Origin of the sequence: Cytobacillus firmus NBRC 15306, assembly GCF_001591465.1 — a bacterium.
GTDB lineage: Bacteria > Bacillota > Bacilli > Bacillales > Cytobacillaceae > Cytobacillus > Cytobacillus firmus.
Genome location: NZ_BCUY01000078.1, coordinates 1 through 17173 on the forward strand (window position 1 = coordinate 1; position 17173 = coordinate 17173).

A 17173-nucleotide genomic window follows, 5' to 3' on the forward strand; every position below is an offset into this window, starting at 1 on the left:
GGTTAAGCTTATTTGTATAAACACTTTAAGGCAATGAAACCCTATTTCATAAGAGGGGTTCATTGCCTATTAATCTGAATGAAGGAGCAGGAACTATGTTAAATACAATTGGTGTTATTGGTCTCGGAGTAATGGGGAGCAATATCGCTTTAAATATGGCCAATAACGGCGAGAAAGTAGCTGTATATAATTACACAAGGGATTTAACCGATCAGCTTGTACAAAAGCTGGAAGGTCAAACTATAAGCCCTTATTTTGAAGTAGAGGATTTTGTCCAGTCTTTGGAAACACCGAGAAAGATCTTTTTAATGGTGACGGCTGGAAAAGCCATTGATTCTGTTATCGCAAGCTTACTCCCCTTCCTTGAAGAGGGCGACGTTATCATGGATGGGGGCAACTCCCACTTCAAAGATACGGAAAAAAGATATGATGATCTGAAAGCAAAAGGAATCGGCTATCTGGGTATCGGCATTTCAGGCGGTGAAGTGGGAGCATTAACAGGGCCTTCCATCATGCCTGGCGGTGATCAGGATGTCTATGAAAAAGCGGCTCCGATTCTTACGAAGATCGCTGCAAAGGTTGACGGGATGCCTTGCTGTGTTTACATCGGACCTAAAGGGGCAGGCCACTTTGTCAAAATGGTACATAACGGAATCGAGTATGCAGATATGCAGCTGATTGCTGAGGCCTATACATTTTTAAGAGAAAAGCTGGAATTATCTGTTGAGGAAATAGCGGATATCTTTGAAACATGGAATCAAGGCGAGCTGAAGAGCTATTTAATCGAGATCACAGCAGCTATTTTAAGGAAAAAAGATGAGCGTACAGGGCTGCCGCAAATCGATGTCATTCTTGATAAAGCCGGGCAAAAAGGAACCGGCAAATGGACCAGCCTCCAAGCCATCGATAATGGAATCCCAACCTCGATCATTACAGAATCCTTATTCGCACGCTATATTTCTGCTTTGAAGGATGAGCGTGTGGCGGCAGAAACCCTTTTAACAGGTCCTGAGAAGGATCAGATAACCCTTGAAAAGGACGCCTGGATTGAATACATCAGACAGGCTTTATATATGGGCAAAGTGTGTGCCTATGCACAAGGATTTACACAATATAAAATGTCGTCCGAGCAAAATGGCTGGAATTTGCCTCTGAAGGATATCGCCCTTATTTTCCGCGACGGCTGCATCATTAGAGCGGAATTCTTGAATGTCATCAGTGAAGCCTACCAGGAGCAGCCGAACCTGGCAAACCTCCTGGTATCCCCTTACTTTGCGGAAAGAATCAGGGACTACCAGACAGGCTTGCGCAAAATTGTCTGCGAAGGCATTCAATCCGGCATCGCATTGCCATGCCTAAGCTCTTCTCTTTCCTATTACGACAGCTACCGGAATGGAAGATCAAATGCCAGCCTGCTGCAGGCCCAGCGTGATTACTTCGGTGCCCATACGTATGAGCGGACTGATTTGGAGGGAACTTTCCACACTAATTGGAATGAATAGATAGAAAAGCGGAAGGCGCCCGCCTATCGGCTTATGACCTCGAGCCGATGGCGCCTGAGCTAGACAGTTAAAAAACGCTTGCCCCCCTATTGCGGGGACAAGCGTTTTTTGTTTGCCTTAATCTCTTTCAAGCAGCGCAGCGCCTGCAATGCCAGGATCCGTCATTTCATATGGATCGAGGATTAAATCGAGTTCTTCTTCTGTCAGAACATCATATTTCAGGCACAGTTCCCTAATGGAACGGCCTGTTAAAATCGCTTCTCTGGCGATTCTGGATACGACTTCATAACCAAGGTGAGGGTTGACGGCAGTAATGATGCCGACACTCTTTTCAACATAGTCCCTCATTCTTTCTTCATTGGCTTCGATTCCTTTTACACAATGCTCTGTAAACGTATTGAACGCATTGTTCATAATGCTGATCGATTGCAGAAGGTTAAAGATCAGGACTGGCTCCATGACGTTCAGTTCCAGCTGTCCGGCTTCTGATGCAAGGGAGATCGTGTTGTCGTTCCCGATGACCTGGAAGGCAACCTGATTGATCAGTTCCGGAAGAACAGGGTTTACTTTACCAGGCATAATGGATGAGCCCGGCTGTCTTGCCGGCAGCGAGATTTCGCCAAGGCCCGCTCTTGGACCAGACGCCATTAAACGAAGGTCATTTGCGATTTTGGACATATTGATCATGCAGATTTTCAGTGCTCCGGAGACTTCTGTATAAGAATCCGTATTTTGAGTGGCATCAACAAGATGTTCTGCCCCTTTAAATGGCAGGCCGCTGATGTCGGCAATATGCTTCACCACTAAATCAATGTATTTCGGGATGGCATTCAGTCCTGTACCGACTGCTGTTGCCCCCATGTTCAATTCATATAAGTGCTGTTTGGATTGCTGAATGCGCTTGATGTCGCGTGCAATAACGCGGCTGTAGGCTTCAAATTCCTGGCCAAGCCTAATTGGAACAGCATCCTGCAGATGAGTCCGTCCCATTTTAATCACATGGCTGAATTCCTTTGATTTCTCAAGGAAAGCAGAGTGCATACTTTCCATTGTCAGGATTAATTGATCCAGCAGATTTAACACTGAGATGTGCATTGCTGTCGGAAAAGCATCATTCGTCGACTGCGACATATTAACATGGGTATTAGGGCTGCAATGAGAATAATCGCCCTTTTCATGGCCCATGATTTCAATCGCACGGTTCGCAATGATTTCGTTAATATTCATATTAATGGACGTTCCGGCACCGCCCTGGATTGGGTCCACAATCACCTGATCATGCCAAAGTCCTTCAATCATTTCATCCGCAGCCTGTACGATCGGATCTCCGATTCCTGAGTAAAGGCGCTTAACTTCCATATTCGCCATGGCCGCTGCTTTTTTTACGATGGCCATTGCCTTGATTAACTCCGGATGAATCCGGTAGCCTGTAATCGGAAAGTTCTCTACCGCACGAAGCGTCTGAACACCATAATAGGCATCAGCGGGAACCTCCTTAGAGCCTAGAAAATCTTTTTCAATTCTGTAGCTGTTCTTTGCTGCTAGCATAATCGTCTTCTCCTTTATATAGACCATTCTGATATATAGGTTTTGTAATGACTTATCCTTCGTATACACTATAATCCGGAAAAAAGGAATAAGCAATGGTTACGGATAAGTAAAAAAAGCGGCTGATTTCCGTTTATGCCTGAAAGCTTGGTGAAGGAAAGTTCGAGGCTTTCAAAAAAGAGAAAAGAGACAGGATCAGCAGAGCCTGTCTCTTTTGTTATGAGGAAATTAGAAAAATAAAGACAATATCAATGTCCAAATACAAACAAATACCAGCAATCCAAAGCTATATTTCAATGTCATTTTCGTTAAATCTGCTTCTTTTCCTGTCTCGCCAACAGCAGCTGTGGCAATGGCGATGGACTGAGGGGAAATCAGCTTTGCCATCACGCCTCCTGCCGTATTGGCAGAAAGCAATAAGGAGGAGCTGGTTCCGATCACATGACCAGCTGTCGCCTGGATTGGAGCAAATAAAGTGTTATTGTTCACGACAGATCCTGTCATGAACACCCCAATCCAGCCTAAGAGCGGTGACAGCAGCGGAAATATTTTTCCGGTTGTCGCAACGGCCTCCCCCAAAGTGACAGTCATTCCACCGTACGTCATGAGTTTTGAAATTCCGATAATGGCACAAATCATGATAATCGGGATCCAAAACTCTGAAACCGTCTTTTTAAGAAGCTTGAAGCCTTCAACCATATTGATGCCTTTTGTCGTTGCGATTGTCGTTAAGCCTGCCAATAAGATTGCTGTGCCTGTTGCTCCAATTAAGCTGATGCTGACATTAAGAGAAGATCCGGGTATACCGAAGTTAATGACTGTGAACTCCAGCAGCCCCCCTTCAGCAAAAAGACCTTTAAATGCAGGGAAACTCCATATTAAAATAAATAGGGTCAATAGATAGAATGGTGACCAAGCTCTAATAATTTCACCCAAGGAATGCTGTTCAAATTGACACTTTTCCCCATTTAGCAAAAAGATATTCTTTGGCTTCCACTTTTTCAGAAATAACGCTAATACCCCCATTACTAATAAGGATGGAATAATATCAGCAAGCTCCGGTCCTATCAATACGGTAATGATTGCTTGTGTGACGGTGTACACCGAAGCTGTGATCAAGATAGCCGGGAATATTTCCTTGATTCCTTTAAACCCGTCAATGAGCCATATTAATAAAAAGGGAATGGTAAAGTTAATAATCGGCAGTGTCAGAGCTGTCATGATTGACACATCCATGGAAGTAACCCCTGGAATTCCAAACGTATCGACAATGCCGACCGGTATTCCAATCGCACCAAAGGCGCCTGAAGCACCGTTTGCGATGAGACAGAGCATGGCTGCCTGTAAAGGCTTGAAGCCCAGTGACACTAACAGCACAGCACAAATGGCAATCGGTACGCCGAAGCCGGCAGCTCCTTCGAGAAAGGCATTGAAGCAAAATCCGATCAGAAGAAATTGAATGCGCTGGTCCTGGGAAATTCCTGCGATGCTTCCGCGCAAAATATCAAACTTGCCTGATGCCACCGAAATTTTATATAGCCAAACAGCCATGACAATAATCCAGCCAATTGGCCAAATTCCCGATGCAGCACCTTGAATAACACTTCCTGCCGATTCTCCGAATGGCAATTTAAAGATGACTAGCACAATGAAAAAAGTGACAGCTAAGTTTACTAGCGCTGCATGAATACCCTTCATTTTCAATACCGTCAAGCAAATCAGAAATAACAGGATCGGTATAGCTGCCACCAGGGAGGAAATAGCCAGGTTATGAAAAGGATTGAATGTTTCCACTAACATAGGATCTGCTCCTTTGGATCTAAGATGTCAACTCGTCATAATGCTGAATTTTGGATATCTTTTAAGGTTTGAACAGATTTAGCCAGCTTCCTTTTCTCATCCTCGGTCAATGACAGCTCAACAATATTCTTGACACCGTTTCTTGTGATAAGAGACGGAATTCCGACAAACACATCACTGTGGCCATATTCCCCTTCTAACAATGCTCCAACCGGCAATACCACGTTCTCATTTCGTAAGATGGCTTTTGTTATTCTGACCATCCCCATCGCAATTCCATAGTAGGTAGCACCTTTTGCGTTAATGATTTCATATGCAGCATCCCGGACATGAACAGCGATTTCTTCTTTTCTTTCCTCTGTTAACCTCTCTGCTACCGGTGTTCCGGCAATATTAGCGAAGCTCCATACCGGGAATTGGGAGTCGCCATGTTCACCGATAATATATCCATGAACACTTACGGCTGCTGTATCAAATTCTTTCCCCAATAGGTAGCGGAACCTGGCAGAATCCAGTATGGTTCCAGATCCGATAATTCTTTCTTTAGGCAAGCCGGAGAATTTCCAGGTTGCATAAGATAAGATATCAACTGGATTTGCTGCAACTAAGAAAATCCCATTAAATCCAGAGTCCATAATGCTCTCTACAATGGATTTGAAGATCTTAACGTTTTTATTCACGAGATCCAGGCGGGTTTCCCCAGGTTTTTGTGCTGCCCCTGCACAGACCACTACGAGAGCAGCATCCTTACAATCCTCATAAGAACCAAATTTAATCGTCATAGCTGATGGAGCATAGGCAATGCCGTGGTTTAAATCCATGACATCTCCTTTTGCTTTCTCCTCATTTACATCAATAATGATTAACTCATCACATAGGCCCTGATTTAATAAGGCATAAGCATAGCTTGATCCTACAGCGCCATTTCCTACTAATACAATTTTGTTTCCTAATGTTAGATTCATAATGAGTTCCTCCAATAATTATTTGTGAATAATTTCACATGATTTCACAAAAAACCCTATTCATTTCATTTTATTTGAATGGATTCATTTACGTGAATTAATTCACATACTTATATAAAAAAATACTGATATAACTACTTGTGAAATACTTCACATATAAAATATATCAGTGCAATTGTTTTTGCGCAAGTCTTTCCTCCAAAATTTCTTATAAAAAAGGAGTGCATAGGAAGTGCCAGCCCCCTGTAAGCTGCAGCAAAACGGGGAGCTGGCACTGATCACTATTTCACTAATACTTTTTTCCAGACTTCATCCTGAATGGGGTTTGTGCCATTCTCCACACCAAGCTCATTTAGCCATTTGCGATAGGCGATGGTAAGGGCGTCTGACTTAAGGTGCAGCTCAGCCTGAAAGTCCAGCGGAAGAAGTTCCGGATTTTGGCTTTGGACGATATCTAAATCCTGATAAAAAATCGTATCCTGGAATTCAATAAAAGGCTCATCCGGCATTGGAGTCGCGCCAGCTGAAATATCCGTCCCGAGTCCAATATCAATACCCTTGCCCGGTAAAACGCCTGATTGGAATCACGCTATTGGCGAAGTAGGCATAATGCCAAACAGGCTGTTGTCTCTTCCAGAATGCTGGAAGACGGAGTAAATCCGGATCTTCCTGCCGGGGAACGTGGTGTACCGGCTTCACGGATTTCCATCCATGAAGCCTTTTACCTGGCTACAGCAGGCGGCGGAGAAAGCTTGAGTCTGCCAATTGGGCGAATTCAGGAGAACTATGCATGGGACGTTCAAATTGTCGATACGAAAATGCCGGGGGCAAGCCTGCCCCTTACTCATTCTTCAGCACATCCGCAAGCCTGTGCAAATCGTCCGGCTGCCGAATATGGTAATGGCGTCCTTCCTTCTGCAAATACCCTTTTTCGCAAAATTGCACAAGAACATGCAGGAGATGACGGTAGGATACTCCTAAAAAGTCACAGACAGTTACATGTTTCTCTTTATAAACATCCCCATCAGCGGTTTGCAGGATGAAATCGGCCAGCCGGTTTTCAAGCGGAAAGGATAGGCCCTGTGAGTACTTTTCAGCCATTTTGGTTGCTTTCACGCTTAGAAACTTGGTGAGCTCCCGGAGAAAGGTCGTGTCTTCAAGGAGCTTTTTGCGGTAATGGTGCAGGGGAATCTCAAAACAGACTGTCTTCGCTGAGGCCTGAATCCCCTTTGTATAGTACACTTCATGCAAAAGCTCCATTTCCCCGATATAATCATGAGCATTGATAAAATTAATCAAAGATACCTTCCCATTTTGATATGTCACGTAAATCTTGGCTTTTCCCTCGATGACATAATATAAATAATCCGGCCTCATGCCCTCGCGTATAATCCATTCATCCCGCTTATATTCCCGCACTTCCATAAACTCCTCAATCGGAAAAGAAAATAAATGGGATATAGAGTGCGTCTCCAGGTAATGCTGTCTTTTTTCCCTTTGTACGTTTCCATCATCCACCCCGAAATATGAGATATCTCATATTATTGTACGAAGCTTCCTGATATCATGCAAATATCGGGAGGGATTTTTATGAAGACACAAAGCTGGATGAGCAGGCAGTTTTTCAGCTTTTTTATGACCTGGGGCATTTTCCTGCCTTATTGGACGGGGTGGATGATCCATATAAAGGGAATGACGGTTTCACAGGCTAGTTTGATCATGAGCTTGGGCCTGGCGGTACGGGGACTTGCCACACTTTTTGCTTTTCCCTATTTATCAGGAAAATTCAGCAGCAGAACCCTGCTGAACGGGATGGCAGCCGGTACCCTGATCGCCATTCTCTGCTATATTCCGGCCGACTCTTTTGCCAGCCTTCTGCTGGTAACGCTGCTATTGCATTTCTTTTATCCGGCACTGATGCCTGCACTGGATAGCGCTGCGGGTATTCTTGTCCAAAACAAACAATTAAAGGATTATGGAAAAAGCCGCTCCTGGGGATCGATCGGATTCGTTGTGTCCGGTATGATTCTTACCTTCTTTACTGGAGGGTTCGGAGATGAGGCCATTTTCTGGGCGTTATTACTCGGCATGCTTGTAGTCCTTTGTCTTGGTTTCATGAATACACCTGCAGTACTATCTGAAAAACCGAAACCCGGCCAGACCAAAGGAGCCATAAGGAAATTATTCAGCATCAGACACTTCGGCCTTGTGCTCATCATTGTGATTCTGCTGCAGGCAGCGCATGCTTCCTATTATAATTATGGTTATATCTACTTACAGGAAATTCAAGCACCAAAATATTTAATCGGCGCCATTATTAATATAGGCGTGATTGCAGAAATTCTTTTCTTTTTCATTGCGGACCGGACTTTCCGGAAGTTTTCAATCGGTTCATTACTGGCACTGGCAGCATTGGGCTCCACAGCCCGCTGGGTTCTCGTATTTGCCTTCCCGCATGTCATTGTGTTCAGCATTAGCCAGATATTGCATGCCTTCTCTTTTGCCATGGCACATTACGCCTTCATGAAATATTTAATTAAATATGTTCCTCATGAACAGGTGCCCATTACTCAAGGGGTCTACTCGGCACTCGCCCTCAGCTGGAGCACGGCTCTTTTCACCATTTTCGGCGGGTATCTGTATGAAATGGAACCAAGATACGCGTTTATCGGAATGGTGGTTTGTACTGTACCAGCATTGGTTATGGCGCTTATTTACAGTAAATTTGCCGATCGGAAGGAAACAGCGGCAGACAAATTGACAGGTTAACGGTTCGGGGATGCTGCTTTTTCCAAGCTTATCCGGATGAAAAGCAGCCGCTTAAAAAATTTGAACCAGTTTCGATTGAATGGACTCCGGCAGCAGCTGAAAGAACAGTCCTTCATACTTAAGATCAAGCAAGCCTGCAATCAGCAAAATAATCATCAGGATAAGCAATATTTTTTTCTTAAACATCTGGCCGCCTCCTTTCATAGAAAGAGCTCCCTCAGCAGGAGCTCTTTTAATTAATACGCCAATTTATAAACATTCCCCATCAATAACCCGGTCATCGGCTTTAAAGCCGAGTTTTTCATATAGCCCCTTCGCGAGATGGTTCTCAGGCTCAAAGCTTAAATATATCACCTTATGCTCCTGGTCCTGCTTAATCCGCTCAATCAGCAGAGAAATCCTCCAAGTGAAGACCAAAAATATATATTCTCAGGTGGAAGCCCTTTTCAAATTCCCCTAATAAAATCTGGTCTCCGGCGTGATAAAGACACCTGTTATGGCTTTGTCAGTTTTTGGATTGGTCCAAAACGGCAAAGAAATCACGAATAAATTGATAAAATAGTTTCTCCGTGGGCAGCAGCTGGCGTTCACTTGGAATAATGATTCCTACCGCACGGGTAATCTGTGGCATGACAGGCAGTCTTACTGTGGAACGCGGCAGGCTGTCAACCAATGTAGATTCCGGAACAAGCGTCAGCCCCAGACCTGCTGAGACCAAACCTTTAATCGTATCAATATCATCGCCTTCAAATGACACTTTAGGCTGAAAGCCATGCTGACTGCAAGCATCATCGAATAATTCACGCAAGACATACCCCTTAGGAAACAAGATAAAGGATTCATCTTTCAAGTGGTTCAGATTTAATAAAGATTTGTCTGCTAAAGGGTGGACAGCAGGAACCAAAGCGACCATTTTCTCAGTGAATAAAATATCACCTTTAACCTTTTTCTCTTTCTTAGGGAGAGGGCCAATCAAAGCCATATCGATTTCTCCTTCCGCCACTCCGCTGATTAAATCATGATAAGCGCTCTGTTTCAGTTCAAACTTCACATGAGGATAGCGCACGCGGAAAGCAGATATGATGGAAGGCAGCGTATATAGTGCCAGACTGCTTGGGAAGCCGAAACGTATTCTGCCATGCTCCGGATCCAGATACTCTCTGACTTGCCGTTTGGCATTATCGATTACCTTTATGGCTTCTTCCATCTGTTCTAAAAATAGTTTGCCGATCGGCGTCAATTTTACGTTCCTTCCTTCACGGATAAACAAATTCACCCCCAGCTCTGATTCAAGGTTGAAAATCTGTCTGCTCACAGCAGATTGTGCCACATGTAAAGCTAAGGCCGCATCTGTCACATGTTCTCTTTTCGCCACTTCAATAAAGTATTTAATCTGCCTTAATTCCATGTGATTTTTACCTCCCTTCTGCCATTCATCTAATTTTGGCATCAATATTATCTAATTTTCATATTGTTTAGATTGATTTACAACTATAAAATGAAAGAATCATACAATTTTTGAATAATTGGAAATTATTGAAGGATTTGATTTGGACTTAAAGGGAGGGCCATTGGCAGTATGACTGCACTAACAGAAATTAATGAGAAGCGAATACAGGCGGAGGATTATGTTCAGGCGGTATTCGAAACAGTCAAAAAGCGCAATCCTAATGAAAGTGAATTTCATCAGGTTGTTAAAGAAGTATTTGATTCACTCGTTCCAGTATTTGAGAAAAACCCCGTATACATGGAGCAAAGTATTCTTGACAGAATAGCGGAACCTGAAAGAGTGATCACCTTTAGAGTCCCCTGGGTGGATGATCAGGGAAAAGTACAGGTGAATCGCGGCTTCCGGGTACAATTCAATAGCGCAATCGGTCCCTACAAGGGCGGCTTGCGATTCCATCCTTCTGTAAATGCCAGCATCATCAAATTTCTGGGCTTTGAACAAATTTTTAAGAAAAGATAAGCGATCATTTTGAATCAAATGATAATCCACCTCTGGATGAGTTCGTTTTTCAGAAGCAATATCGAGCATTTCTTTTGATTCATCTACGGCAATAATGTTTAGGTCGGTACTCTCAGCCAATCTATAAGCTACTTTCCCTGGTCCACACCCATAGTCAAGTATATTTTTTACATCAGGATTTGAGATAAAAGTTTGGAAGACAAAACGAAATCCTAAAGTTTGTTCAAGAATATCATTGTAAGCATCAAATTTATTAGCAATAGTTCCTTCTTTAAAAGAATTTTTCTCCATAATCTACTGTTTCTCCCTTATACTAATAGATTTATTTTACTTTTGTTTTGAAATGTGAGGGCCATTTATTAATCATAAAATGCTGATAAACCGGTAGTAAATTATTATACAGAGAAAAATCAATTGGTCTTTTATAAGCAATGTACTGATATAAACTAAAAAGTAAAAGAACTTGTTTTCAATATTCAGGTAAATCTAGTTGTTCAATATCTAAGCTTGACATTTTAACTTGGTCTTTTCTTAATAAAGATTCATATTTCAACAGGGTTTCAATCGATGGCCAATTATTCATAGAAGGCATTTTAGGAAATTCAAACTCAGGCTTCATTTTTTGAAGATCAGATTTAGCTTCTTGGAGTACTTTTTCAGTCCATTCATTATCAGGTTGATAGACATGGATGGAGCCAACATTATGAAAATATTCTCCTAATTCTAGGTTAAGCTCTCTTGCCATTAATTCTTGAATAAAAGTAAAAGAAAAAAGATCACTTATGATTCCACGAAAAGCATCATTTGCACGCATAAAAGATGCCATATATAGTCTATTTTCTCTTACAAAAAATTGTAGTCCTAATGTGCAAGAAACATCAATATTGTCTGGTACCACAAGTTCAGTCGCATCAAAGATCTGCATAAATGCTCGCTTGGAATCAGTATCTTCATATGTTAATAAATCTTTTATTTGTTTCCATTGATTCACCTTGGCATTCCCAAATTCGAATATTTTTGGTCCATACGCTGTACCTGTTAATGTCTTTCCGTTCATAGAATATTCAGGCATCTTCTTGTTATAGTAACCAATAAAATCAAGACTATTATCTGCAGATAAGTACCATAAAACTTCCGCAAAATTGAAAACAATATTCGTTTTTCGGCTTGCTAAATAACACACACGTTCTACAGGGTTTTTAATACTCAAGTGATGGTTGAGCTTCTCACGGCTATGATTACCGCGTGGCGCATTGAAAAATTGTGGGTTGTGATAGGTTTCATGTAATGTTTCTATATAGGCTTCATGAAAGTTGTTGTAATGCATATGTATCTCCTCCTAAACGAATTGCAAATACAGTTTTTCAAGTTGGCTTAAATAATCTTCTTCTTTTTGAAAACGGATGAAAGTTACATTAGCGACAGTACCAAGACCCTTTATTAAAAAGGCATAGTCTTTTCCTTCTTCTAATAATAGAATAATAGGTTTGTTCAAAGCTGAAGCCCACCCAATTTCAATATGCGTACCAGGAGAAGCTGGTGATCCCGGGAAGGCGACAAAAAGATCGCACGTACTGATTTCTTTGAAATCTATTTCTGTACATTCTTCAGGTGTCATGAAATCTTTCCCCCAACTTTCACGCTTATGTGCATTATGGACTGAAAAACCTTTTGTTTCAAAAAAAGATATAAGATTTAACAACTTTTGTTTTTCATGGTTTTCCATTATTCCTGTTTTTGAATCAACCAAACTTTTAAAGGGACCTGCTAGAAACATTTTTTTACCTTGACTCATTCCTTATCACTCCTAATAAAAAATTAAAAACCACTTCCGAGAATTGGAAGTGGTTTTTATTAACAAATAGCATTTTAATAAAATAAATTTATTTATTAACGCTTCACACTTCCCTACGCTGGTATAAACCAGATCAGGTTCAAAGAGTTAAAGACTTTTAGCCTTTTCTCAGCTTTTAACACAAAAGCACCCCTAGTAATTTTTATTTTGTTGTAAAAGTATTTGGTAATGTTTAACACTATCTAAAGCGTAACATAAATATCTTGAATAGTCTATAAGTTCCGATATCCTTTTTGGGAACGGAACTTCAAGGAAATTTAATAGATTATTGTTTGATATAGTCAATTTAGATATACTGTATTTTAATAATAGTTCCGATACTCACCATTATCGGAACTTTTTATAGGAGGAGATATTTTGAAAAGAAATTGGGAATTGGATGAGTTAATTGATCACTTCACCTTAATGCCTGATGAATTAAAATTGATCCAAACGAAAAGAGGAGATACAAAACTAGGGTTTGCTGTATTGTTTAAATTCTTTCAATATGAAGCAAGATTTCCATACCACAAAAATGAAATACCTAAATCATTAATTCACTATTTAGCAAAACAATTATTTTTGAATCCAGATGTTTTTGAACAGTATGATTGGACTGGAAGAACCATAAGCTATCATCGAACAGAAATACGTAATTATTTTGGCTTTCGAGAAGTTGAAAAACAGGATATAGACGAAATGGTTGATTGGCTCTGCAAATCTGTTCTATATCATAATCATGAACTGAACTTTGTAGAAGATCAAGTCTACAAAAGATTCCGGGAACTTGGAATTGAGCCCCCTGCCCTTGATCGGATGGAACGTCTCATTCATTCCGCTGTTAATTCTTATGAACAACGTTTTTTCAATGCTACGTATAATAAACTATCAAAACCAACATTAGCAAAGCTAGATTCACTGATTGAAAGTATAGCAGATATGGAAGATACCACTGAAGAAAATTCACCTACAGACAGTCTTTCTTTTAATGAATTAAAATGGACGGGTCGGTTTAGATACAGTCTTTAAAGAACTGCAAAAGCTACGTACCATTCGCCAACTTAATCTACCTCATGATCTATTTAAAGAAATCCCACCTAAGATTATTAGGAAGTATCGCCAACGAACAGCAACTGAGGATATTAGTGCATTAAGAAGACACCCTGAGCCAATTCGTTATACGCTGCTTTCTTCCTTCTTTTGGCTTCGAAATATGGAGATCACAGATAACCTGATTGAACTTTTAATCCAAATCATCCATCGAATTAATGTAAGAGCCGAAAGGAAAGTAGAAAAAGAGATATTAAATGACTTACGTCGCGTAAGTGGCAAAACTTCGATACTATTTAATATGGCTGAACAAGCTTTGAGCAATCCGGATGGAATTATAAAAGAGGTATTATATCCTGTTGTAAGCGAACAAACGTTAAAAGATTTAGTAAAAGAATTTAAACATACAGGACTAGCGTACAGAGAAAAAGTACATACGGTAATACGTTCATCTTATAGTACGCATTACCGTCGTATGGTTCCTCCTATTTTAAACACTTTAACGTTTTGTTCTAATAATGAAGTTCACCGTCCTGTCATTAAGGCTTTAGATCTAATTAAATCCTATTCGGATTCTGGTATGCATTATTTTCCTACAACCGAGGATATCCCAATAGATGGTGTTATTCGCTCAGTATGGAGGAGCCTAATTATTGAAAAAGATGAAAATAGTGACGAGAGAATTAATCGCATTAATTATGAAATCAGTGCATTACAATCCTTACGAGACAGGCTCCGTTGTAAGGAAATATGGGTAGAAGGTTCTGATCGTTACCGAAATCCGGATGAAGATTTACCACAAGACTTTGAAGAAAGGCGGGAAGAGAATTATAAAGCGTTAAACAAACCTCTAGATGCTGAAACATTTGTGGAGAATATTAAAAGTGAAGTGATGCGGGCTTTAGAAAAACTAAACAATAGGATACCCAAAAATCCAAGTGTACGAATCACTACGAAAGGAAATGGATGGATCTCCGTTTCACCGTATGAACCGTTACCAGAACCAATGAACTTATCACGTCTAAAAGGTGAAGTTATGAAACGGTGGCCAATGACGAGTTTACTAGATATATTGAAAGAAACGGACTTAAGAGTAAATTTTACAGATCAACTGAAAACCGTTGGAAACAGAGAAATTCTTGATCGAAAAACGATTCAAAAAAGAGCATGGGATCAAAATTTGATGACCGAATGGCATATAAGGTACCGTGGACGCGGTGTTATGATCTATTGGCATGTGTCAAAAAATTCAACTTGTATATATTCTCAGTTGAAATCTTGTTCATCCTCTGAAGTTGCGTCAATGATTGAAGGATTACTTCGTCACTGTACGGATATGGACGTACAAAAAAACTATGTAGATACACATGGCCAAAGTGAAGTTGCTTTTGCATTTTGTCATTTATTGGGCTTTCAGTTAATGCCCCGGTTAAAATCGATACACAGTCAAAAATTATATCGACCAGATGTAGGAATGACTGATTCCTTTCCAAATCTACAACCGGTATTGACTAGACCGATTAACTGGGAGTTGATCAGGCAGCAATACGATCAAATGGTTAAATATGCGACAGCACTTCGATTGGGAATTGCAGAAACTGAAGCGATTCTGAAACGTTTTACCAGAAATAATATGAAGCACCCTACTTATCAAGCTCTAAGTGAGCTGGGAAAAGCAATTAAGACCATTTTCCTTTGTGAATACCTTGATTCAGAGGAAATGAGAAGAGAAATACATGAGGGGTTAAATGTTGTAGAAAACTGGAACTCTGCAAACAGTTTTATCTTCTATGGAAAAGGTGGAGAAATAGCGACAAATCGATTGGAAGATCAAGAAATAGCAGTTTTATCCCTTCATTTACTCCAAAACTGTCTAGTGTACATTAACACATTAATGCTTCAAAATGTCTTATCGGAAAAGACCTGGTTTGATAAGATGACAACTGAGGACTTCCGGGCATTAACGCCATTGATTTATACTCACGTTAACCCCTATGGAACCTTTAGATTAGATATGACCGAACGAATAAAATTAGAAGGTGATTCCGCATGAGTTTAAATAGAACTCCAGCCAAAAAGAAAGCGAAAGAGCTTACTAAATATCTAAGAAGTGAACGACCGGACTATGATTATCTAAAAAAGATCTTTCAACATCTACGAGATGAATTAGAAGTTGATATACCAAAAAAAACAGAAAAGCTTCCTTATGTCCCAACAGAAGAGGAGTTACGACGTTATTATGAGGTTGTCTGGAAAGCTAAAAACTTTCAAGACATGATGATTGTTAGAACCCTTCTTTACACTGGAGTAAGGGTAAGCGAATTAATAAATATTAAACTGTCTGAAATAGATTTTGACAGATACCAAATCCGGATTAACCAAGGAAAGGGGAAGAAGGACAGAGTCGTCCCTTTCCCACATTCCTTTAAAGAGTTATTGGCGATGCATTGCGCAAATATGGAAAATAAACATGCTGTTTATCTTTTTGAATCTTCTTGGAATAAAAAATACACGGATCGGGGTATCCGTAAAATATTAGCTAAGTATTCTGAAAAGGCTGGACTATCCCAACCATTATCTCCCCATAAACTACGCCACTTTTTGTTAACTTGGCTAAAAAAGCAAGGTGTGGACGATGCGCTAATTCAACCCTATTCTGGACACAAGAGCAGAAAGTCACTCGAGGTTTATTCTAGATTGGCAATTGAAGAAGCACAAAATGAATATAATGAAGTCATTAATAATTTTCCAATTTAATACATCTTATTGCGGGTAATGACAGTTACGCTGTTGCTACCCCTAAAGAACCAATTTCAAATTAGTTAAAAAATGTTAAATTAAATACGGTAAGGTGTTTTATATTTGTCTCATTTGGCTAGGTCAGTTCAAACTATAAATGAATATACTATTCGTTCATACACGTTTTTAATGGTCAATCGTTTAGAATATTTCTATAATTATAAAATTTATATAAATGACTCAAAGGAATTAAAATGTATTGTAAACATTTTCACATTCCTCACCCGTTGGCTCATAAAAGCAATGAAGCTTATACCTTCCAACAAAAGGCTGATTATACCATGTTTGCGGACAATCTCCCGTTGGCCTGAAATACCATAAGGAAAATTTCGCCGGCCAATATCTTTCTCCTTTAATCACTTTTCGTGCAAGACGTCGCTCAGACTCCCTTGCAGCCTGATAAAAATAACCTTTTTGTACGGCTTCGAATGCATGAGGTTGATAAATCATTTGAGGGATTGTTCTTAGCCCTTTAAAATCTGAACAATCAGCTCGGATTCGATTTATGCCAACATTTCCAACGAGCAACATGCCTAATTTTCCTTCTCCTTCCGCTTCTGCTCTAAGCAACCTTGCCAAAAGATCAATATCTGATGCACTAGCCTTTACTACTGCCATACGCCACCTCCATGTTAATATTTATATGATCCAGGACTTATGCTGATACACAAATTTTCTTAAGTCGATTGGCATAGTATTAAGGGGAATTCTTTTGAAATGTGTTAGGGGAAAATTCATGTTAAAAAATGAATAATGAACAAAAAAGATTTGCCTCTTTTGCAAATGCTTGATTTATTTATGCGGTTTTTTAATTGTGACTAGTTCATATAATCCGAATTACAACCCATCATAAATTTGTATTATCAAAAGAACGTATAAAATCGTATGTAATCCAGGTTATTTTTTATTTTTCTCAGGAACGATCCCCGTTCTTACT

12 protein-coding genes, 5 pseudogenes and 1 riboswitch are annotated in these 17173 nt (G+C 40.2%); of the genes and pseudogenes, 6 read left to right on the forward strand and 11 right to left on the reverse strand.

All coding sequences use genetic code 11. The features are described 5' to 3' along the window. Positions 1-95 precede the first annotated feature (95 nt). Positions 96-1502, forward strand: coding sequence for a decarboxylating NADP(+)-dependent phosphogluconate dehydrogenase (gene gnd, locus BFI01S_RS17405; protein WP_061793751.1), 1407 nt, complete (start codon positions 96-98; stop codon positions 1500-1502). 117 nt (positions 1503-1619) lie between these two features. Here gnd and aspA read toward each other — a convergent pair whose 3' ends face one another. The 4 genes and pseudogenes from aspA to BFI01S_RS17425 form a co-directional block, all read right to left on the reverse strand. Continuing rightward, a complete protein-coding gene (gene aspA, locus BFI01S_RS17410) occupies positions 1620-3050 on the reverse strand; it encodes an aspartate ammonia-lyase (RefSeq protein WP_061793740.1) in 1431 nt (476 codons plus the stop codon). A 228-nt stretch (positions 3051-3278) separates the two neighbouring features. Then, positions 3279-4850 (reverse strand): L-lactate permease, encoded by a 1572-nt coding sequence (locus BFI01S_RS17415; protein ID WP_061793741.1) that lies wholly within the window; start codon positions 4848-4850, stop codon positions 3279-3281. A gap of 35 nt (positions 4851-4885) precedes the next feature. Then, positions 4886-5815, reverse strand: coding sequence for an L-lactate dehydrogenase (locus BFI01S_RS17420; RefSeq protein WP_061793742.1), 930 nt, complete (start codon positions 5813-5815; stop codon positions 4886-4888). A 281-nt stretch (positions 5816-6096) separates the two neighbouring features. After that, positions 6097-6421, reverse strand: a pseudogene (locus BFI01S_RS17425) (hypothetical protein); the annotation flags it as partial. A gap of 2 nt (positions 6422-6423) precedes the next feature. Between BFI01S_RS17425 and BFI01S_RS24100 the strand changes: the two are divergent. Then, positions 6424-6657: pseudogene (locus tag BFI01S_RS24100) on the forward strand (guanine deaminase); the annotation flags it as partial. On the opposite strand, the gene yeiL reads toward BFI01S_RS24100, so the two are convergent. After that, the gene (yeiL, locus tag BFI01S_RS17430) at positions 6656-7333 is read right to left on the reverse strand and encodes a transcriptional regulator YeiL (protein ID WP_061793744.1); all 678 of its coding nucleotides are present in this window, start codon (positions 7331-7333) and stop codon (positions 6656-6658) included. The pseudogene BFI01S_RS24100 and the gene yeiL sit on opposite strands and share 2 nt — an antisense overlap. 72 nt (positions 7334-7405) lie before the next feature. On the opposite strand from yeiL, the gene BFI01S_RS17435 reads away from it, so the two are divergent. After that, positions 7406-8584: an MFS transporter gene (locus BFI01S_RS17435; RefSeq protein WP_061793745.1), complete on the forward strand. Its 1179-nt coding sequence runs from the start codon at positions 7406-7408 to the stop codon at positions 8582-8584. A 51-nt stretch (positions 8585-8635) separates the two neighbouring features. On the opposite strand, the gene BFI01S_RS24420 is transcribed toward BFI01S_RS17435, so the two are convergent. Further along, the gene (locus tag BFI01S_RS24420) at positions 8636-8770 is read right to left on the reverse strand and encodes a hypothetical protein (RefSeq protein ID WP_268875343.1); all 135 of its coding nucleotides are present in this window, start codon (positions 8768-8770) and stop codon (positions 8636-8638) included. Between the two features lie 319 nt (positions 8771-9089). Next, complete coding sequence (gltC, locus tag BFI01S_RS17440; protein WP_061793746.1) at positions 9090-9992, reverse strand: glutamate biosynthesis transcriptional regulator GltC; 903 nt, start codon at positions 9990-9992, stop codon at positions 9090-9092. A gap of 171 nt (positions 9993-10163) precedes the next feature. Between gltC and BFI01S_RS24105 the strand changes: the two are divergent. Beyond that, positions 10164-10544 (forward strand): annotated as a pseudogene (locus BFI01S_RS24105) (Glu/Leu/Phe/Val dehydrogenase dimerization domain-containing protein); the annotation flags it as partial. 27 nt (positions 10545-10571) lie between these two features. On the opposite strand, the pseudogene BFI01S_RS24110 reads toward BFI01S_RS24105, so the two are convergent. From BFI01S_RS24110 to BFI01S_RS17455, 3 genes and pseudogenes are all read right to left on the reverse strand, one after another. Beyond that, positions 10572-10844, reverse strand: a pseudogene (locus BFI01S_RS24110) (class I SAM-dependent methyltransferase); the annotation flags it as partial. A gap of 178 nt (positions 10845-11022) precedes the next feature. Continuing rightward, positions 11023-11880: a thymidylate synthase gene (locus BFI01S_RS17450; RefSeq protein ID WP_235831223.1), complete on the reverse strand. Its 858-nt coding sequence runs from the start codon at positions 11878-11880 to the stop codon at positions 11023-11025. A 12-nt stretch (positions 11881-11892) separates the two neighbouring features. Continuing rightward, entirely contained in the window at positions 11893-12348 is a 456-nt protein-coding gene (locus BFI01S_RS17455) for a nucleoside 2-deoxyribosyltransferase (protein ID WP_061793748.1), read from the reverse strand. Positions 12349-12441: 93 nt separating this feature from the next. After that, a riboswitch (TPP riboswitch) is annotated at positions 12442-12552 on the reverse strand. A gap of 213 nt (positions 12553-12765) precedes the next feature. Between BFI01S_RS17455 and BFI01S_RS17460 the strand changes: the two are divergent. Further along, positions 12766-15490 (forward strand): annotated as a pseudogene (locus BFI01S_RS17460) (Tn3 family transposase). After that, positions 15487-16194, forward strand: coding sequence for a tyrosine-type recombinase/integrase (locus BFI01S_RS17465; protein ID WP_061793749.1), 708 nt, complete (start codon positions 15487-15489; stop codon positions 16192-16194). Before BFI01S_RS17460 ends, BFI01S_RS17465 begins: the two are co-directional and overlap by 4 nt. Positions 16195-16425: 231 nt before the next feature. Here BFI01S_RS17465 and BFI01S_RS17470 read toward each other — a convergent pair whose 3' ends face one another. Then, positions 16426-16854 carry a cell wall hydrolase gene (locus BFI01S_RS17470; RefSeq protein ID WP_061793750.1) on the reverse strand — a complete coding sequence of 143 codons (429 nt, stop codon included), beginning with the start codon at positions 16852-16854 and terminating at the stop codon, positions 16426-16428. Positions 16855-17173: the final 319 nt, after the last annotated feature.